21 protein-coding genes and 1 pseudogene are annotated in these 18,612 nt (G+C 70.0%); 10 read left to right on the forward strand and 12 right to left on the reverse strand.

All coding sequences use genetic code 11. The annotated features are described in order from the left end of the window. Positions 1-35: 35 nt before the first annotated feature. Positions 36-851 carry an ABC transporter permease gene (locus BLV72_RS30605; protein ID WP_093466290.1) on the reverse strand — a complete coding sequence of 272 codons (816 nt, stop codon included), beginning with the start codon at positions 849-851 and terminating at the stop codon, positions 36-38. Beyond that, positions 848-1,852 (reverse strand): ATP-binding cassette domain-containing protein, encoded by a 1,005-nt coding sequence (locus BLV72_RS30610; protein ID WP_093470640.1) that lies wholly within the window; start codon positions 1,850-1,852, stop codon positions 848-850. The genes BLV72_RS30605 and BLV72_RS30610 overlap by 4 nt, the downstream gene beginning before the upstream one ends. Positions 1,853-2,493: 641 nt before the next feature. On the opposite strand from BLV72_RS30610, the gene BLV72_RS30615 reads away from it, so the two are divergent. Genes BLV72_RS30615 through BLV72_RS30625 form a run of 3 tightly spaced genes read left to right on the forward strand, consistent with a single transcriptional unit; the run spans position 2,494 to position 3,663 of the window. Next, positions 2,494-2,829, forward strand: coding sequence for a DsrE family protein (locus BLV72_RS30615; RefSeq protein ID WP_093466292.1), 336 nt, complete (start codon positions 2,494-2,496; stop codon positions 2,827-2,829). Next, a complete protein-coding gene (locus BLV72_RS30620; RefSeq protein ID WP_014056328.1) occupies positions 2,829-3,236 on the forward strand; it encodes a hypothetical protein in 408 nt (135 codons plus the stop codon). Before BLV72_RS30615 ends, BLV72_RS30620 begins: the two co-directional genes overlap by 1 nt. A 1-nt stretch (position 3,237) precedes the next feature. Next, entirely contained in the window at positions 3,238-3,663 is a 426-nt protein-coding gene (locus BLV72_RS30625) for a hypothetical protein (protein ID WP_093466294.1), read from the forward strand. 229 nt (positions 3,664-3,892) lie between these two features. On the opposite strand, the gene BLV72_RS30630 is transcribed toward BLV72_RS30625, so the two are convergent. Then, positions 3,893-4,426, reverse strand: coding sequence for a TetR/AcrR family transcriptional regulator (locus BLV72_RS30630; RefSeq protein ID WP_093466296.1), 534 nt, complete (start codon positions 4,424-4,426; stop codon positions 3,893-3,895). Positions 4,427-4,448: 22 nt separating this feature from the next. Further along, positions 4,449-5,285 carry an alpha/beta fold hydrolase gene (locus BLV72_RS30635; RefSeq protein WP_093466298.1) on the reverse strand — a complete coding sequence of 279 codons (837 nt, stop codon included), beginning with the start codon at positions 5,283-5,285 and terminating at the stop codon, positions 4,449-4,451. 256 nt (positions 5,286-5,541) lie between these two features. Between BLV72_RS30635 and BLV72_RS30640 the strand changes: the two genes are divergently transcribed. After that, complete coding sequence (locus BLV72_RS30640) at positions 5,542-6,471, forward strand: endo-beta-N-acetylglucosaminidase H (RefSeq protein WP_093466300.1); 930 nt, start codon at positions 5,542-5,544, stop codon at positions 6,469-6,471. A gap of 139 nt (positions 6,472-6,610) precedes the next feature. Here BLV72_RS30640 and BLV72_RS30645 read toward each other — a convergent pair whose 3' ends face one another. Beyond that, complete coding sequence (locus tag BLV72_RS30645; protein ID WP_093466302.1) at positions 6,611-7,831, reverse strand: metallophosphoesterase; 1,221 nt, start codon at positions 7,829-7,831, stop codon at positions 6,611-6,613. A gap of 71 nt (positions 7,832-7,902) precedes the next feature. Beyond that, positions 7,903-8,190, reverse strand: a complete 288-nt coding sequence (locus BLV72_RS52125; RefSeq protein ID WP_093466304.1) for a helix-turn-helix domain-containing protein — start codon at positions 8,188-8,190, stop codon at positions 7,903-7,905. A 78-nt stretch (positions 8,191-8,268) separates the two neighbouring features. Here BLV72_RS52125 and BLV72_RS30655 point away from each other — a divergent pair, with 78 nt between their 5' ends. Both BLV72_RS30655 and BLV72_RS30660 read left to right on the forward strand, forming a co-directional pair. Then, positions 8,269-8,619, forward strand: a complete 351-nt coding sequence (locus tag BLV72_RS30655; protein WP_244321091.1) for an ArsR/SmtB family transcription factor — start codon at positions 8,269-8,271, stop codon at positions 8,617-8,619. A gap of 148 nt (positions 8,620-8,767) precedes the next feature. Beyond that, on the forward strand, positions 8,768-9,766 hold the full coding sequence (locus BLV72_RS30660; RefSeq protein ID WP_093466306.1) for a zinc-dependent alcohol dehydrogenase family protein: 999 nt from the start codon (positions 8,768-8,770) through the stop codon (positions 9,764-9,766). Between the two features lie 11 nt (positions 9,767-9,777). On the opposite strand, the pseudogene BLV72_RS51145 reads toward BLV72_RS30660, so the two are convergent. Next, positions 9,778-10,110 (reverse strand): annotated as a pseudogene (locus BLV72_RS51145) (transposase family protein); the annotation flags it as partial. 201 nt (positions 10,111-10,311) lie between these two features. Beyond that, complete coding sequence (locus tag BLV72_RS30665) at positions 10,312-10,986, reverse strand: TetR/AcrR family transcriptional regulator (RefSeq protein WP_093466308.1); 675 nt, start codon at positions 10,984-10,986, stop codon at positions 10,312-10,314. Positions 10,987-11,152: 166 nt separating this feature from the next. On the opposite strand from BLV72_RS30665, the gene BLV72_RS52130 reads away from it, so the two are divergent. The 4 genes from BLV72_RS52130 to BLV72_RS30685 all read left to right on the forward strand — a co-directional run bounded on the left by BLV72_RS52130 (position 11,153) and on the right by BLV72_RS30685 (position 13,216). After that, on the forward strand, positions 11,153-11,371 hold the full coding sequence (locus tag BLV72_RS52130; protein ID WP_425288541.1) for a hypothetical protein: 219 nt from the start codon (positions 11,153-11,155) through the stop codon (positions 11,369-11,371). A 29-nt stretch (positions 11,372-11,400) separates the two neighbouring features. Then, positions 11,401-12,336, forward strand: coding sequence for an oxidoreductase (locus BLV72_RS30675; protein ID WP_093466311.1), 936 nt, complete (start codon positions 11,401-11,403; stop codon positions 12,334-12,336). Between the two features lie 23 nt (positions 12,337-12,359). Then, positions 12,360-12,518, forward strand: coding sequence for a transposase (locus BLV72_RS30680; protein ID WP_093466313.1), 159 nt, complete (start codon positions 12,360-12,362; stop codon positions 12,516-12,518). Positions 12,519-12,811: 293 nt separating this feature from the next. Continuing rightward, on the forward strand, positions 12,812-13,216 hold the full coding sequence (locus tag BLV72_RS30685; RefSeq protein WP_244321092.1) for a site-specific integrase: 405 nt from the start codon (positions 12,812-12,814) through the stop codon (positions 13,214-13,216). Positions 13,217-13,253: 37 nt separating this feature from the next. Here BLV72_RS30685 and adh read toward each other — a convergent pair whose 3' ends face one another. The 4 genes from adh to BLV72_RS30700 all read right to left on the reverse strand — a co-directional run bounded on the left by adh (position 13,254) and on the right by BLV72_RS30700 (position 18,228). Further along, positions 13,254-14,777 carry an aldehyde dehydrogenase gene (adh, locus tag BLV72_RS30690; protein WP_093466315.1) on the reverse strand — a complete coding sequence of 508 codons (1,524 nt, stop codon included), beginning with the start codon at positions 14,775-14,777 and terminating at the stop codon, positions 13,254-13,256. A 107-nt stretch (positions 14,778-14,884) separates the two neighbouring features. Then, positions 14,885-16,288: a GAF domain-containing protein gene (locus BLV72_RS30695; protein WP_093466317.1), complete on the reverse strand. Its 1,404-nt coding sequence runs from the start codon at positions 16,286-16,288 to the stop codon at positions 14,885-14,887. Between the two features lie 127 nt (positions 16,289-16,415). Beyond that, complete coding sequence (locus tag BLV72_RS51150; protein WP_280143022.1) at positions 16,416-16,550, reverse strand: hypothetical protein; 135 nt, start codon at positions 16,548-16,550, stop codon at positions 16,416-16,418. Positions 16,551-16,950: 400 nt separating this feature from the next. Then, positions 16,951-18,228, reverse strand: a complete 1,278-nt coding sequence (locus BLV72_RS30700) for a glycoside hydrolase family 18 protein (RefSeq protein WP_093466319.1) — start codon at positions 18,226-18,228, stop codon at positions 16,951-16,953. Positions 18,229-18,612: the final 384 nt, after the last annotated feature.

Below are 18,612 nucleotides of genomic sequence, written 5' to 3' on the forward strand. Positions count from 1 at the left end.
TGATCCGGAAGAACGAAATGGTGTGGAACGGCCGGTTACAGGCGGCGGGTGAAGGCGCGGATGGCCAGCGGTACGAAGAGGGCGAGGATCACCGCGGAGGCCAGCAGCGTGCTGCCCAGAGCCGAACCGGAATCCGAAGCCGGCCCGGTGAGCAGGGCCCGTACGGCATCGGTCAGATGCGTCACCGGATTGATCTTCGCCCAGGCCTGGAGCCATCCGGGAAGGGTGTCGGTCGCGACCATCGTGTTGCTGCCGAACGCCATCGGGAACAGCAGGATCATCACGAGCATGTTGACCGACTCGGGCTTGTCCGCGATCAGCCCTATCGTCAGGGCGATCCAGGAGAACGCGAACGACACCAACAGCACCAACGCCACGGCCAGCACCGCCGAGAGCGGATCGGTGTGGACGCGGAAGCCGATGCAGAAGCCGAAGGCGAGCAGCGTCAGCGTGGTGGCGGCCTGGCGTGGCAGGTCCCCGAGGATGTGCGCGATGAGAGGTGCGGGCCGGGCGATGGGCAGGCTCCGGAACCGGTCGAAGATCCCCTTGTCGATGTCACTGTTGATGGCCTGACCCACGGTGGTGACCATGAACGCCGCGTTCTGCGCGAGCATCCCCGGCAGCAGGAACTGCAGATAGGCCGACTGGCTCCCGGACACCGCCCCGGCGAACAGCACCATGAAGAGCAGCATCATGATGAGCGGCTGCAACACACTGAACACCACGATCTGCGGCGAGGCGCGCAACTTGGTCAGATGGCGTCCGGCGAGGATCAGCGTATGGCTGACCAGGGCCCCGCGGCCCGGGTCGACGGGGAGCTGGGCCGGGGTGCTGTGCTGGGCGGTGCTCATCGCGGTTTCCTTTCGGCGGCCCCGGCCGTGACCGGTGCCGGATCGGGGTCCTGGACGGGGTCGGCGGGCTGGGCGGTACGGCCGGTCAGCGCGAAGAACACCTCATCGAGAGTGGCCTGACGCAGCCCCAGCTCGACGAAGCCGATCCCCTCCGCCTCCAGCCGCGCTGCCACCCGTCGCAGCGCCGTCACATCCGCGACGGCGGCGTCGATCAGGCCGGTGTCCGCGTCGACGGCCGGCTCCACCCCCGTCGCCTCGGCGACGTACGCGGCGGCCCGCGTGCCCTGGGCCGGATCCGCCACCCGCATCTGCAGGGCGAGGCCGCCGACCCGGGCCTTGAGTTCGGTGGGGGTGCCGGTGGCCACCACGCGTCCCTGGTCGAGTACCACCAGATCGTTCGCCAGGTGGTCCGCCTCCTCCAGGTACTGCGTGGTGAGCAGGACCGTCACGCCGTCCGCCACCAGCTCGCGCACCAGCGTCCAGACCTCGGTGCGGCTGCGCGGGTCCAGCCCGGTCGTCGGCTCGTCCAGGAACAGCACCCGAGGCCGCCCCACGAGGCTCGCCGCCACGTCCAGTCGGCGCCGCATGCCACCGGAGTACGTCTTCGTCAGCCGGCCCGCGGCGTCCTCCAGCCGGAACCGCTCGATCAACTCGGTGGCCCGGCCGCGCGCCGCCCCCCGGGACAGGCCCAGCAGCCTGCCGATCAGCTCCAGGTTGTGCTGCCCCGACAACTCGTCGTCCACCGCCGCGTACTGGCCCGTCAGACCGATCGCCGCCCGCACCAGGTGCGGCTGGGCCATGACGTCGTGTCCGTCGATCCAGGCCCGCCCGCTGTCCGCGCGGATCAGGGTGGACAGAATGCGCACCGTGGTGGTCTTGCCGGATCCATTCGGGCCCAGCAGCCCCAGAACGGTCCCGGCCCGAGCCGTGAATCCGACCTCGGACAGCGCCTGGGTCTTCGCATAGGACTTGCTCAGTTCTTCGACACGGATGGTCTCCACCACAGGGCCTCTCGGGTATCGATGTCCGCCGGCCACACGCGGTGGACAGCGGCGGCAGAATCAGCAATTCCACGGTTGGGATCACGCGCCGTCCGGCTGAGCCCTCATCCTGGGCAGCGGGACAACGCCTGGACACCCCGCATCGAATAATCGATTGCGTAACGGATGATTCCGTAGAGGCGAAATGAGGAATTCCGCCGACCGTGCGGGGTAATGCACGGCGTGCGTGACCAGGGCTTTCGATATGATTCAGAGGGGGCGTCCGGATGGCGGGCGGGGCCGGATGGATTCGCCTCCTGGCTGCCAAGGGAATTGCGTAATCCGGAGTTCCGGATCATGCGTAATTCTTGATTCCGTTGTGTGTATCGGCCAGCAATCAGGGGTTGTGCAGCCTCGGATTCCCGCCGGCGCCGACTGCCAACTTCCTGCCTGGGGGTTGCACTCCCGGGGCCGACACGGATAAATGTGAGAAGCTCGCAGACCTCCCCGTATGTTTGTCATGCTCGGGGACCGGTCGTCAGCGGCTTTTCATCGGCGTATTGCCCGGGAATTCCTCGGGTGGTTTCCGTGCACCGCGGGCGGCTGCGGAAGATCCACCAGCACGGTCTGCCGCATTCTCGACTTGAGGGGGAGCGCAATCGATGACCACAGTGCGTGAAGGGTTCCTGCTGATCGAGAGTCAGGCGGCGGCCGTGCCGGGCGGGGTGGGATTCCCGCGTGACGCGGTGACCCAGGCGCGGCTCGGCCATCCGGTGGTGCTGTTCCTCATTCAGGACGCCGTGGCCTTGGCCGTCCCGGGCCGTTCACCCGAACTGGAGGCCTTCATCGGGGCCGGCGGCCGGGTCTGGGTGGACGACTTCTCGCTCGCCCAGCGGGGCCTGGCGAGCGCCGGACTCCTGCCCGCGGCCCACCGCACCGATATGGGCGCGGTGGCCGAGGCGGTCCTCAACCCGGCGGTGAAGGTGGTGTGGCACTGATGGGCCGTCCCGTTCCGTACACCGACGTCATGGTGATCCTCATGGGCGCACCGCATGAGTCCGACCAGACCACCAGTGTGCTGCGGCTGGTCCAGGCGATGCTGGAGCGCGGTGGCCGGGTCCAGGTGTGGACCTGCGGCCACGCCACCCACCTCACTCGGCAGGCGCTCGGCGCGGCCAAACAGCGCAACATCGCCTCCTGGACCACCTCCTATCCGACGACCGCCACGCTCGTCCAGGACATGCTCGCGGCCTTCCCCGACCAGCTCTACTGGTACGGCTGTCAGTTCTGCAGCGAGGACCGGGGCGTCCACGATCATGTGCCCGAGGTCGTGCTGCGCCGGCCCTCCACGTTCGCCGCGAACAGCGCCGCGACCGGCAAGACGCTGATGGTCGGGGTGATGTGAGATGCACGACCGTCCCGACCTGCCCTCGGCCGCACCGCAGCGGCCCCAGGTGCTGGCCATCGTGGAGCGCGCCTACCGCGGCGCCGTGGAGAAGCAGTTCGCGGACGCCCTGTACCTGGCGCTCGAACTGCACCGCCAACTCGGCGGGATCGACATCCTGCTGCGCGGCCAGGCCGTGACGTACGCGGCGCGCGACGCCCATGTGCCCCCGCTGCGGCTCGGCAACCGAGTGATCGAAACGCTCACCGATCCGCGCGGTGACGTGCTGCGGCTGCTGGACGCCGGGGTGCGGGTGTACGCCGAGGAGCCGGGCCTGGCCGCCTACGGACTGGACGGCGAGGGGCGCCTTCTGGACCGGGTGCGGCCGATGCCCGCGGACGAGGCCGCGGCGCGGTGGTCCACCTACCGGATGGTGTGCTTCATGTAGCGGCGCCGCCATGACGTCGGATCGGACGGCTCACGGCGATGCCCTGATAGCCATCACACGGTACGCGGTGCCATGGGCGACGCTGGGGACGATCACGGGGATGTTCCACCCTCGAGGCGGCGCCCGCGTGGCCGGCATCGGGTTGGGGGCACTGGTCATGCTGCTGATCCTGATGGTGGCCCTCGGCCAGTCCACTGCCCGACGGTGGCCCTCCACCCTGGCAGCGCCCTCACATGGCGCGCAGGCCCCGGTCGGTGAAGGCGATCAGCCACTCGAAGCTCTCGTCGATGTCGGTGCTCCACTGGAAGCCGCCCGCCGCCTGCAACGTGGCGAAGCCGTGGCAGAAACTGCGGAGCATGCGCAGGGCATGGTCCACGTCGGGCTCCGCGATGTCGTAGCCGCGCAGGACCGCCGTGAACGCGTCGAGCAGCCGCCGACTCGCGAGGGCCAGCGGGTCGTCCGGGCCGGAGGGTTCCAGGCCGACCGTCGCGGCGTACCGGCCGGGGTGCTCCAGGACGAAGGCGCGGAAGGCGCGCGCCGCGGCCGCCAGGGCGTCGCGGCCCGCGTACCCCTGGACCGCGCCGCCGACGGCGTCCGCGGCCTCGCTCAACGCCAGGGCCGCGATGCGCCGGTTGAGGTCCTCCTGGCCGCCCACATGCTTGTACAGGGAGGGGGTGCGCACGCCCACCCGCTCGGCCAGCAGACCCATCGTCAGTTGGGCGAGGCCCACCTCGTCGGCGAGGGCGGCACCGGCCGCGACCACGGCCGTCGGGTCCAGGCCGGCCCTAGGCATGAGCGGCGTCCGAGCGGAAGAAGGCGAGCATCAGCGAAACCACCTGGTCGGGGAACTGGTCGTGCGGGTAGTGCCCGGCGCCCTCGATCATCTCAAGGCGACCGAGACCGGACGGCAGGGCATCGACGATCGCCGAGCCCTCGGCGTGCGGGTCGGCCCAGTCGGGGTCGAGTGTGCCCATCACGACCAGGACCGGGCAGCGGACGTTGCCGAGCTGCTCGCCGGCGTCGGTCGGGGCGGTGCGGCCCATGCCCTGCAGGGCCTTCATCCGGCCCGGCTCGCGCAGCAGGGAGTCGATACGGCCGAGCCGCTCGGCCCAGTCGGCCGGTTTCACTCCGGGGGAGGCTATATCGAGGTACGAGCGCCAGAGCGGCACACTGCCGAACACGACCGTGCCGAACAGCCGCAGCATGCCCTGCCGGAAGCGCTTGACCCGCAGGTCGCCGAGGCGGATCGACTGCTTGCGGGTGAACGGCGCCAACTCGACCACCGCGGTGACCAGTGAGGGCTCCCGCGCCGCGGCGATGGTGGCGGCGCCGCCGGAGATCGAGTGGCCGACGAGCAGGGCCGGGCCGCCCAGGTGGCGGATCACGGCGAGCAGGTCGCCGGCGATGGCGGTGCGGCTCCAGGCCGGCCCGCCGGCGCTGGAGCCGCCGCAGCCGCGCAGATCGACCGCGGCGACCCGATAGCCCGCCGCCACCAGCGGCGGGATCACGGCACGGTAGGCGGCGCGGCTGTCGCCCATGCCGTGGGCGAGAACGATCAGCGGGCCGGAGCCCGCCACCTCATAAGCGATCGTGCCGCCGTCGACGGCCAGGTACTCGGTCATGACACCCCTCAGCTCTGGCTAATTGCGTTAGCTAAAAGCTAATGTGATTAGCCGAGCCTGTCAATGGCGAAGCCCCCGGCACGGCCAGGAGTGCGTGGTGCTCGCGGAGTTGCTCGCGGGGGGCGGTGCGTGGGAGTCGTGAAGAATCCACGCGCGATTCCCGGGATTCGGTGACGGGAGCGGAAGACTTGGGGGGCTCACTCGGCGCTTCCGAACAGGTCGGGCGCCGACCCATGCGAGGGGAGACCGGTCAACGATGTTCAGTCTGGTACGGAGCAGAATACGGACGGCCGCGTTCGCGCTCACCGCGGTCGCGGCCCTCGCCTTAACCGGGACCGCCGCCACCGCCACGACCAGCGCGGCGGCCCCCGCTCCCGCTCCCGCGAAACAGGGGCCGACCTCGGTGGCGTACGTCGAGGTGAACAACAACAGCATGCGGAACGTCGGCAAGTACACCCTCGCGGGCGGCGGCGGCAACGTCTTCGACGTCGCCGTGATCTTCGCGGCGAACATCAACTACGACACGGGTACGAAGGCGGCGTATCTGCACTTCAACGAGAACGTGCAGCGTGTCCTCGACAACGCCGCCACGGAGATACGGCCCCTGCAGCAAAAGGGCATCAAGGTCGTCCTCTCGGTGCTCGGCAACCATGAGGGCGCGGGCTTCGCCAACTTCCCCTCCCAGCAGGCGGCTTCGGCGTTCGCGAAACAACTGTCGGACACCGTGGCCAAGTACGGCCTCGACGGCATCGACTTCGACGACGAGTACGCCGATTACGGCAACAACGGCACGGGCCAGCCCAACGACAGCTCGTTCGTGCACCTGGTGACGGCGCTGCGCGCGAACATGCCGGACAAGATCATCAGCCTCTACAACATCGGCCCGGCCGCGTCGCGCCTGTCCTACGGCGGCGTCGACATCTCGTCCAAGTTCGACTACGCCTGGAACCCGTACTACGGCTCCTGGCAGGTTCCCGGCCTGGCACTGCCCAAGTCGAAGCTGTCGCCGGCGGCTGTCGAGATCGGCCGGACCGCGCAGAGCACGGCCGCCGACCTCGCCCGTCGCACCGTCAGTGAGGGGTACGGCGTCTATCTGACGTACAACCTCGACGGCGCCAATCGCAGCGCCGACGTCTCCGCGTTCACCAGGGAACTGTACGGCAGCGACGCCGTCTACACGCCGTAAGGCGACCGCACGCCCCGGCGCCAGGACGGCGATCCACCGGGCCCGCCTCCGGATCCGACGGAGGCGGGCCTCGCGGTTCGCCGCGGGTCGCGAAGATCGCCTTGGGGAGGCTGCGGCGGTCCCGCCGGCCCGCCGAGTGCTATGTCGAGGTGGGCAGGTGTGGGGAGCGGAGTACGAGCAGGGTGATCTCGCTGGGGGCGAAGACGCGGAACGGCGGGCCCCAGAAGCCGGTGCCGCGGCTGGTGTAGAGGAGGGTGCGGGGGCCGTGGTGGCTGAGGCCGGCGAGGGCGGGCTGGTTGATGCGGACGAGGTGGTGGAAGGGCCAGATCTGGCCGCCGTGGGTGTGGCCGGAGAGTTGGAGGTCGATGCCGGCGGCTGCTGCCCGGTCGATGAACTTGGGCTGGTGTGCCAGGAGCAGGACGGGTAGGCCGGGGTCGGCGCCGTTCAAGGCTCCGGCGAGGTGGGCGCGGTGGCCTGCCAGGCCGGAGGACTCGGCGGTGACGTCATCCACCCCGGCGACCACGAGGGTGTCGCCTCCGCGTTCGAGCAGCAGATGGCGGTTGCGCAGCGGCTCCCAGCCCAGCTCGTCCATCAGGTCGACCCAGCCCTGGGCCTCGCTGTAGTACTCGTGGTTGCCGGTGACGTATACCCGGGCCCGGGTGGCCCGCACGGTACCGAGTGGGGCGGCCTGGGCGCGGCGGCGTTCGGCCGTGCCGTCCGCGATGTCGCCGGTGTGGCAGACCAGGTCGGCTTCCAGAGTGTTCACCGTCTCGCATACCCGCGCCGACCAGCGAGTGCGATCGAGTGGGCCGTAATGGGTGTCGGTGATGAGGGCGACGCGGATGCCGTCCAGCCCGGCGCCCAGCCGGGGGAGTCGCACGTCGAGTCGGCGCACGCGTGGCACGCGGCGGGCCTCGGCGTACCCCCAGCCGAGCAGTACGGCGGTGATGCCGAGGACGGCCCAGGTGACGATTCGGGCCCGGTCCTGGCTCTCGCCGACGCCGGCCACGGTCAGGGCGAGCCGCAGGAGGACGCCGAGCAGAACGGACCACGTGAACAGAACCCAGCTGGTGCCCAACAGGGTGTCGCCGATGATCGCCGCCCGATCCTGCTGGCGCCGGCCGTGGCCGCGCGCCATCGCGAGCGGCATACCGATGAGACCGAGGGCGAACAGGGCGGTGCCGACCAGCGTGACGGGCAGCGGCCAGTGCTGGCCGGTGTGCAGGAGCACCCAGCAGGGCACGGCCCACAGCAGAACGGGGGCGATCAGGGGGATGTAGTGCATCAGGCGGCGCGGTCGGCTCTGCCGCGGCGCTTGCGCTTCACCCTCGGCGGGCCGGGTGTCGCTGGTGTCGGTCACGCTTCCCCTCCCTGACCGGGCTGCCGTCTCGCGCACTGTATCCGGTGTCCTTGGGCCGACCGGACCGGTCTTCATGGCGCGGCCCCTTGGAACTCCAAACGAAATGATCGGCCTGAGTCCCGGCCCTGCGACCGCGGGCCCGCATGGCCGGCGCGATAAGGGCCGCTCTCGGGGTGGCGTACGTCGTCGCCGGTGAGCTCGGGGAAGCGGTTGGAGCGATGCTGCACGGTGTTGCGATGGCAGTAGAGCGCGGCTGCCGTGTCTGCTGTCGCGCCGTTGCCCGCGAGGTGGACGCTCACGTGATGGTCGCCCACACCGCGCCCTGAGCCACCCTCGCTCCCTCGTACCGCCACCCCCATCCACGAGTGACTCAGGTCCTTATTTCGACGCCGGTCGTATTATGGGTGGGTCGTCGACATCGCCTCCAGGAGAGAACAGTGGCTCGCCCCCGTACCGCCGCCCGGACAGTGGACCACCCCGACCTGGCCCAGGTGGATCTTCAGCAGGTGATGGAGGCGCTGGCGGATCCGGTGCGCCGGATGGTGGTGTCCCAGCTCGTCCGGAAGGGCGAGGGTATGAGCTGCGGCACGTTCGAGGCTCCGGTCTCCACCTCCACGCTCACGCATCACTTCAACGTGCTGCGCGAAGCGGGGGTGATCCGGCAGTACTACGTGGGGGTGACGAAGATGAACACGCTGCGCGCCGACGAGATGGAGGAGCGGTTCCCCGGCCTGCTCCCGGCCGTGATCGCGGCCTGCGCGGCGGAGGCGGGTGCGGGCGCCGACTGAGGATCGGGGAGGCGGCGGAGGCTCCGACACGTTACATACTTCGATGGTGGTCGAAATTTGACGCTCATCGAACCTTGGGGCAGGGTGAACGAGGAGGCCGGTGAGACACCGGCTTCCCCAGCGCATCAACCGCACCAGGGAGCCACGCATGAACCGCGTCGTCCGTTTCCATGAGACCGGTGGGCCCGAAGTCCTGCACCTGGAGGAGGCCCCCCTGCCCGAGCCCGGGCCGGGCGAGGTCCTGATCCGCACCCGGGCGCTGGGCCTGAACCGGGCGGAGTCGATGTTCCGTCTGGGCCAGTACGGCATCGACCCCGTCTTCCCCTCCGGCATCGGCTACGAGGCGGCCGGGGTGGTCGAGGCCCTCGGGGACGGCGTGAGCGGGCTGAGTGTGGGCGACGCGGTCAGCCTGGTGCCGTCCTTCGCCATGACCGACTACGCCGTGCACGGCGAAGCGGTCCTCGCCCCGGCCCACGCGGTCGTCACTCACCCCGAGCGCCTGTCCTTCGAGGAGGCGGCCTCGGTGTGGATGCAGTTCATCACCGCCTACGGTGGCCTGGTCGACCTCGCGGGCGTCCGCCCCGGCGACACCGTCCTGATCTCCGCCGCCTCCAGCAGCGTCGGCCTCGCGGCCATCCAGATCGCCCACAAGGCCGGCGCCCGCGCCGTCGCCCTGACCCGCACCAGCGCCAAGCGCCAACAGCTCCTGGACGCCGGCGCCGACGAGGTCATCGCCACCGCCGAGGAGGACCTGCCCGCCCGCGTGCGGGAGCTGACCGACGGCCAGGGCGCCCGGGTCATCTTCGACGCCGTCGGAGGAACGGCCCTGGCCGACCTGGTCACCGCCGCCGCTCACGAAGCCCACCTCATTCTCTACGGCCTCCTCGACCGCGCCCCCGCACCGCTCAACGTCGGCGAGGTCCTCTTCAAGCACCTCACCATCCGCGGATTCGAACTCTTCGAGATCACCACCGACGACCGGCGCCGCGCCGAAGCGGTCGCCTTCGTGACCGACGGCCTCGCCAAGGGCGAGCTGACCCCCACCGTCGACAAGACGTTCCCGCTGGAGGACATCGCCGAGGCCCACCGATACCTGGAGGCCGGTGGGCAGGTCGGAAAGATCGTCGTCACCGTCCCCACGAGCTGAACACCCGCCTGGTAGGCGCCGTCACCGAGCACGGTCACACCCTGGCAGTGTTCGCTCAGCCCGGATGCTCGCCAGGCATGCGCGTCCGCCGTGGTCCCCGGCATCCAACGCGCGGCCGCGATCACCAGCCGGGTGTCCGCATCCACGATGACCTGGACGTTCGCGGAGAACCGGCAGTTGCGACATGCCCAGACGTGGCCGTTGCGACCCCTCCAGGGGTGATGACGGCAAGTACAGGCCGCCGCTCCCTGGCGGGCGTTGCACGTTGCGCCCCCTCCAAGGGTGATGACAGCCCGGATCCGCAATCGAGTTCGTCTACTGCGACATCCAGGGTCCGTCGTCAACCGGATCTCGCCCAGAGCGGAACGAGGCGAGAGAGACCGCTCCTTCGGAGGAGGTGGCGGTCTTGTCGTACCTGGGCGCGACGCGCCGCCGCGCGCCGGCCACCGCGGCCCGGCCCACGGCTACTGCCTGGACGTGCCGTCTGCCGAAACCTTGATGATGACGCGCGCGGATGTTCCAGGGCGAGTGGGGCAGAACCGGGCTCAGGCGGAGGCGCGGGCGATGGTGCCCGCGGTGAGCGTGGCCAGCATCTCCTGCAGGGCAGTCACGAAGTCCAGCTTGAACGCGGTGAGTGAGGGGTCGGCTTCGTAGGCGGCGAGCATCGCCGGGGAGGGCCGTGCGTGTGTCCACACGGCGCCGACGGCCATGATCACGGCTGCGGTCAACTGCGGTGCGTTGTTGCCCAGCTCAGGAAGGTGCTGGTAGGCCAAGGCCGCGATGTCGGCGACGTTGGCCACGGCCGCGCGCTTATAGCGGGCGGCCACCTGCGGGGAAACGTTGTGCTCCAGTACGCCCGCCTGCGCGCTCAGCAGGTCACATAGGACCCGGCGTTGGGCGAGGGAGCCCGCGATGACGGCGGCGAACTGCTCTGCACGCCGGCTCACCGGAGCGTCCTGGTCGATGCCGGCGTGCGCAAGGGCGGGCAAGTCGGCCACCCACTGCCGCCAGGCACGGTCGAGCAGCTCCAGCAGGATCGCCTCACGCGATTCGAAATAGCGCAGCACATTGGACTTCGCCAGCCCGACGCGGCGGCTCAGCTCGTTCAGGCTGATCTCGCCGATGGGCATCTCCTCGAGCATGGCGGCAGTGGTGTCGAGGATGGCCTGGCGCCGTACCTCACGCTGCTCCTCACTGCGCGCGCGCTGGAAGTTCGTCATGCCCCCAGGTTACAGACTGTCGGTCTTTTGACATCAGACCGGTGGTCTTCTACGTTGGGGTCGCAGTCAAACAGACCACCGGTCTGAAAAGGGGGAGGTCCTGGGCTGCGCACCAGGACCGACGCCCTTCATCGACGGAGTTGTCAACGGGGGCTGTCTCGACGTTATCGACGAACTCTGGGCGGACGACATGATCTGGCGCGGCGGCAGCCTGGGGGAACACCGCGGCACCGACGACTACAGGAAGTTCATGGCGGCCCAGTGCCGCCGGCGCCTTCAGCGGCATGCGCCTGGACATCATCCAGGTCGTCGCCGCGCCTTCGCCGAGGACATCCTCGGCATGCTCTTCCAGCGCGGTATCACGAGACTGCCGAGCGCCGCATGACCGAGCACAAATCAACGAATCCGAGGAGCGTGACAACGGTGAACCACTGGACTCCCGACGACATCCCCGATCAGACCGGCCGCACGGCGCTGATCACCGGCGGGAACAGCGGGATCGGACTCGAGACCGCCCGCGCGCTCGCCCGGCATGGGGCCCGCGTCATCCTGGCCGGCCGCAGCCAGACCAAGCTGGACCAGGCCGCGGAGGCTGTGCGCGCCGCGACCCCCGAGGCCCGGACGGACACCCTCGTGCTCGACCTCGCCGACCTCTCCTCCGTCCGCGACGCGGCCACCCGAATCGCCGAGACCGAGACGGTTGACCTGCTCTTCAACAACGCCGGCGTGATGAACCTGCCCGAGCGGCGGACCACCCACGACGGCCTCGAGATGACGGTCGGCACCAATCACCTCGGCCACTTCGCCTTCGACGCCCAGGTCTGGCCCGCCGTGCGCCGCTCGTCCGCACCGCGCGTGGTCACCGTCAGCGCCATCGCGGCGCGGTGGCCGATGGGCAGGCTGGACGACCTGATGAGCGAAAGGAGCTACCGCGCCATGGGCGCCTACGCCAAGTCCAAGCGCGCCAACATCGTCTACACCCTCGAACTCGCGCGCCGCACTGCAAGCAGCCCCGTCAAGGCGCTCGTCGTCCACCCGGGGTCGGCGATGACCGGTCTGCAGCAGCACGGCAACAGCGCTCTGAGCCGCATGGTCACCCCGATCGCCGCACGCCTGCTCATGGGCTCGGCCGAGGGTGCCGCCTGGCCCTCCCTATACGCGGCGACCAGCCCGTACGTCCAGTCGGGCCGGTTCATCGGCCCCGCCGGACGGGACCAGACCTCCGGCACCCCCAAGCCCGCCAAGCTCCCCACAGGCGCCGACGACCCCGCGGAGGGCAGGCGGCTGTGGGCGGCGAGCGAGCAGCTCACAGGTGTCCCCTTCGACCTCGAAGCCGGGGCCGCCATCTAGGGTCCGTCTTCGCAGGTCGCTAGATGGCGGATCATGGTGGCGTGGTGCGCCGTCATGAACTCACCAATGAGGACTGGGAATCACTCGCTCCGCTCATTCCACGGGCCGCGACGGGTCGGCCGCGGGTGGAGGACCGCCGGGTGATCAACGGCATGGTCTACAAGATTGACTACGTGGTATGACCTGGCGCAGGAATACATCGAGCAAAGGTGGGACCGCACGCCAGGGAACACCCGCCGCATTCTGGCTGATGCCTTCGCCACGGCCACGCCCGCCCTGGTACGCCCTGGCGTTGCGTTTTCCGATCCGCGGGTACTGCGGCGTGCCCTGTACTCGTGGGCATTCAACAAGAACGCCTGGCAGCGCGAGCCCACCGAGGAGTGGCTCCACGCGCTGGGCTGGATGAAGCGGAAACCTCTCGGACGGGGTTGTCACGTCTGGCAAGGAGTGGACCGACGACGGCGAGGTGCACGAGGTGCACTCGCTCAAGAGTCGCGCGGCAAGCGCGACGCGACCTGTTCCCATCCCGCCGCCATTCGTACGCATGCTGCGTGCCCATGTGAAACGGTTCGGCGTGGCACCCGATGGCCGACTCTTCCGAAACCAGGTTGGCAACTACGTGGACGCTGCCGCCTACGGCATCACGTGGGCGCGGGCCCGGGAGCACGCCCTGACTCCTACCGAGCGTACTTCTGGCCTGGCCAAGCGACCTCACGAGCTCCGGCATGCCGGGATCTCGTTCTGGCTCTATTCCGGAGTGGACCCGGCCGAATGCGCCCGCCGCGCCGGCCAGAGCATCGAGGTTCTCTTCCGCCACTACGCCAAGTTCCTTGACGGCTTTCGGGCTTGGTCGAGAGCGGGTGGAGTGGAAGACGCCTGACGGGTGAAAACCCAGGTCAGGCGCCTTTTTCATGCGCCTAGAAGAAGCCGAGCTTCTTCGGGGAGTACGACACCAGCAGATTCTTCGTCTGCTGGTAGTGATCCAGCATCATCTTGTGGGTCTCGCGGCCGATCCCGGACTGCTTGTAGCCGCCGAAGGCGGCGTGTGCCGGGTAGGCGTGGTAGCAGTTGGTCCACACCCGGCCCGCCTGGATGGCGCGGCCGGCGCGGTACGCGGTGGTGCCGTCGCGGGTCCACACCCCCGCGCCCAGCCCGTAGAGCGTGTCGTTGGCGATGCCGATCGCGTCCTCGAAGTCGGTGAACCGCGCCACCGCGACCACCGGCCCGAAGATCTCCTCCTGGAAGACCCGCATATGGTTGCCGCCCTCGAAGATCGTGGGCTGGACGTAGTAGCCGCCCTCCAGCTCGCCGCCGAGCTCGGCGCGGCTGCCGCCGGTGAGGACGCGGGCGCCCTCCTGACGGCCGATGTCCAGATACGACAGGATCTTCTCGAGCTGGTCGTTGGACGCCTGGGCGCCGATCATGGTGTCGGTGTCCAGCGGATGGCCCTGCGCCACCTTCTCCGTACGGGCCACGGCCGCGTCCATGAACGCCTGGTAGTGGCCGCCTTGGACCAGGGCCCGCGAGGGACAGGTGCACACCTCGCCCTGGTTCAGGGCGAACATGGTGAACCCTTCGAGCGCCTTGTCCAGGAAGTCGTCGTCGGCGGCCGAGACATCGTCGAAGAAGACGTTCGGGCTCTTGCCGCCGAGTTCCAGGGTGACCGGGATCAGGTTCTCGCTCGCGTACTGCATGATCAGCCGGCCGGTGGTGGTCTCCCCGGTGAAGGCGACCTTGGCCACCCGGGAGTTGGACGCCAGCGGCTTTCCGGCCTCCACGCCGAAGCCGTTGACGATGTTGACCACACCCGGGGGCAGCAGATCGGCCACCAGGCTCATCCACAGGTGGATCGAGGCGGGCGTCTGCTCGGCGGGCTTCAGCACCACCGCGTTGCCCGCGGCCAGCGCCGGGGCCAGCTTCCATGTGGCCATCAGGATGGGGAAGTTCCACGGGATGATCTGGGCGACCACGCCCAGCGGCTCGTGGAAGTGGTACGCGACCGTGTCGTGGTCGAGCTCGGAGAGGCTGCCCTCCTGGGCCCGGATCACCCCCGCGAAATAGCGGAAGTGGTCGATGGCCAGCGGGATATCGGCGGCCAGCGTCTCCCGCACCGGCTTGCCGTTCTCCCAGCTCTCCGCGACCGCGAGCGCCTCCAGATTCTGCTCCATCCGGTCGGCGATCTTCAGCAGCACCGAGGCGCGCTCGGCGGGTGCCGTACGGCCCCAGGCGGGCGCGGCCGCATGGGCGGCGTCCAGGGCCCGCTCGACGTCCTCGGCGGTGCCCCGGGCGATCTCGGTGAACGGCTGCCCGTTCACGGGGGTCGGGTTCTCGAAATAGCGGCCCCGGGCCGGCGGGACGTACTCGCCGCCGATCCAGTGGTCATAGCGCGGCTGGTAGCTGACGACCGAGCCCTCGGAGCCGGGGTTTGCGAAACGCGTCATGGGGCGGCCTCCCGGGGTGTACGCGTGATGGTGTCCCGTTGTCGGACGCGTCGTGCGTGTGCGTCCCGGCCCCGCCCGCGCCGACACGGGCGGAGCCGACGGGGAGGCTAGCCGCGGCCACGTTGCGGGGACGTTGCGTCCCGGTGGCCGCTCCCTTGCCGCTCAGCGCCGTCTCCGGGGCCGGCGCCGCCTCCGTTGTGGGCGGCGCCGCTTCCGTTGTGGGCGCTGTCTCCGTGCTGGGCCACGCCCGCCAGTCCGTACAGCTCCCGCAGCCGCCGTACCCGCGCCGCCGGAACCACCCGGCCCGGCGCATGGGCCGGAAGCGCGGTCAGCAGCGCCTCCGCCACCTCAAGATCGTCCTCGCCCCACGGCGTCTGCGCCCAGCGCCGCAGCAGCTCCGGATCGCCGTGGGACAGCACGGTGCGCCGCAGCCCGTCCTCCAGCACCCGCCGCATCCGGCACACCCCCGGCGCCTCCGACAGCGGCAGCAGCGGCCCCGTATACGCCCGCAGCGCCGTATACGCGTCGCCGGAGGCCAACGCCTCGGCGGCGTCGGCCAGATCGGTGCTCACCGGCGCGCAGAGCCGGTACGGGCGCGAGCCCAGCAGCGGGCCCACCAGGCGGCGCAGCCGCGACAGCTCGGCCCGCAGTGTCACCGGGGAGCGATCGTCGGCCCGGGGCCCGTACAGCTCCAGCGTCAGCCGGTCGCCGGACAGCCCCTCCGGATGACCCGCCAGCAGCACCATGATCTCGCTGTGCCGCCGCCCGAGCCGCAGCCGCCGCCCGTCGACGACCAGCAGCGCCTCGTCCCGGCCCAGCGCGGTCAGGGAGATCCGCGGTCCGCGCGCCCGCGGCTCCCCGGCGCCCAGCTGCGCCTCGGCGGCACGGGCGGTCGCCTGGACCAGGGCCAGACTGTGCGGGGCGGCCAGATGGTCCCCGCCGGTGATGTCCACCGCGCCCAGCAGCCGTCCGGTGTGCGGATCGTGGACGGGGGCGGCGGCGCAGGTCCACGGCTGCACGCTGCGGTTGAAGTGCTCGGTGGCGAAGATCTGCACCGCATGGTCGACGGTGAGCGCCGTCCCGGGCGCGTTGGTGCCCGCATGGCTCTCGTCCCAGCGGGCCCCGGCCACGAAGTTCATCCGCTCGGCCTGGTTCCGTACGCCCGCGTGCCCCTCCACCCACAGCAGCCGGCCCTGTTCGTCGCAGACCGCGAGCAGATGGGCGCCGTCGTGGGCGATGGTGCCCAGCAGCTCGCGGAACAGCGGCATCACCCGGGCCAGCGGATGGTCCGCGCGATAGGTGTCCAGCGCGTCGTCCGCCAGGTCGATCGGCGCGTTGCGCTCCTGGGCGACCCGCGCGTCGGCCGAGCGCCGCCAGGACTCCGCCACCACCGGCCGCACGGCCGAGCTGAGTGCTCCCTCGGTCAGAAACGCCTCATGGGCGCGGCGCACGGTACGGGTGCGCTCGGCGGGGTCGGTGCCGGACGCCATCGCCAGCCAGGGATTGACCATGGTGCCTCGCTCAGCGGTACGGGGGCGGAATGTTCAGAGGACCAGGGTTCCAGGGTTTCGGGGATTCGGTGCTTCAGGGATACGAGGAGACGGTACTAAGCGGCGGGCGGCGCAGGGGAGTCGGCCGTCAGCTTTGGGCGGGCAAAGAGGGGGCGGGCACGACCCCGGGCGGGGAGGCATAGCCGCAGGAGTGGCAGATCTTCCACCCGTCCTGGTTCACGGCGAGTTGGCCACCGCAGCTCGGGCACTGCTCGGAGCTCATGATCGTTCCTTTGGTTCATGCGCACGGGGCGGTGCGGGCCACCCGTGCGCTCAGATTTCCTTGTGGGGCAGATGCCCCGCAACAGTCAGAACAAGCCGCGTTCGGGTACGGGCACCGGATGGAGCGCGTTCACACCGGGTGTGCGGCGTTACCGGGATCTCCCCCTACGCTTCCCGCGCCCCCTCGCGCGCCGCTTGAACGCTGGAGGGCCGGTCGGCCACCGGTCGAGCCCGGGTCGGCCGCCGGTCGAGCCCACCGCGCACGTCGGGCCCCGCAGACCACAAGGCACACGACAACGCGGGCGGGGAGCCGGTGAAGGCTCCCCGCCCGCGCCATCAGGGGGGTTCGTACGGGGTTCGTACGGGGTTCGTACGGGGTTCGTACGAGGTCCGTACGAGGGTCAGCTGATGGACTTGATCAGCTCACCGTTCGTGGTGTCGCCGCTGAGCTCCCAGAAGAAGGTGCCGCCCAGGCCCTGCTGCTGCTTGTAGTTCATCTTGCCGGCGATGGTGGCGGGGGTGTCGTAGCTCCACCACTGGTTGCCGCAGTGCGCGTAGGCCGTCCCCGCGACCGTGCCGGTCGCCGGGCAGGAGTTCTTGAGCACCTTGTAGTCCTCGATGCCCGCCTCGTAGGTGCCGGGCGCGGCGCCGGTCGCCGTGCCGCCGGGGGCGTCCTGGGTGACGCCGCTCCAGCCGCGTCCGTAGAAGCCGATGCCCAGCAGCAGCTTCGAGGCCGGGATGCCGGCGCCCTTGAGCTTGCTGATGGCGGCGTTGGTGTCGAAGCCCTGTTGCGGAATGCCGTTGTAGGAGTTGAGCGGCGAATGCGGGGCGGTGGGGCCCTGTGCGGCCCACGCGCCGAAGAAGTCGTACGTCATCGGGTTGTACCAGTCGACGTACTGCGCGGCGCCCGCGTAGTCGGCGGCCTCGATCTTGCCGCCGGAGGAGGCGTCGGCGGTGATCGCCGCGGTCACCAGATTGGACGAACCGAACTTGGCGCGCATCGCGGCCATCAGGTTCTTGAAGGCGTCCTTACCGCTGGTGTCACAGCTGAGCCCGCAGGCGTTGGGGTATTCCCAGTCGATGTCGATGCCGTCGAAGACATCCGCCCAGCGCGGGTCCTCGACCAGGTCGTAGCAGGACTGCGCGAAGGCCGCGGGGTTCTTGGCGGCCTCGGTGAACCCGTTGGACCAGGTCCAGCCGCCGAAGGACCACAGCACCTTGAGGCCCGGGTGGAGCTTCTTCAGCTTGCGGAGCTGGTTGAAGTTGCCGCGCAGGGCGCCCGCGTCCCAGGTGTCGGCCTTGCCGTCGACGCTGCTCGCCGCGTCGTACGCCTTGTCGTAGTCGGCGTAGGCGTCACCGATGGCGCACTTGCCGCCGGTGACATTGCCGAAGGCGTAGTTGATGTGGGTGAGCTTGGCGGCCGAGCCCGAGGTCTCGACGTTCTTGACGTGGTAGTTGCGCTGGTAGACGCCCCATTCGGTGAAGTAGCCGACGACCTTGTTACCGGCGGCCTGCGTGGCGGGGGCTTCGGCGGCCTTCGGTGCGGCCTTGGGCGTGGCCTTGGCTATGCCGGCGCTTTGGGGCTCACCGGCCGTGGCCGAGCCCGCGAGCAGAGTGGCGGTCAGGACCGCCGTACAGAGCGCCGCGAGCGCGGCCGACAGTCTGCCTGGTCTGAGCATGGAATCTCCTCGGTGGGGGTGAGGGGAGAGTGAACTGCCCGACGACCTGCCCATAGCTTGACATGAACGCGCAGGACAGGGTGGGGAAAAGGTAGAAGGACTAGACCAGTGGGGTCAATGGTCTGGGCCAATTTGCTCCGCGCGTGCGCCGTTGGTGGGAATGCGCGTAAGAAGGTGGTGGGCGTACGTGTGCGAAGTTGATCGAAGATCGGGCAACCGGTGGCGGAAGGCCCGGGATCGGGCATACTCCAACCGCCGCGGTACAGGTCACCACCCCTCGCGATCCGAGTGGCGGGGCCGGCCGGCGGCAGCACCACCGGCGGCGCCGCCACACCCCGGCGCACGTCGCCGCAGCGCCTGAACAGGGGAGAGGAGAGCGCCGCC

The sequence above is a fragment of the Streptomyces melanosporofaciens genome (assembly GCF_900105695.1).
Taxonomy (GTDB): Bacteria; Actinomycetota; Actinomycetes; order Streptomycetales; family Streptomycetaceae; genus Streptomyces; species Streptomyces antimycoticus.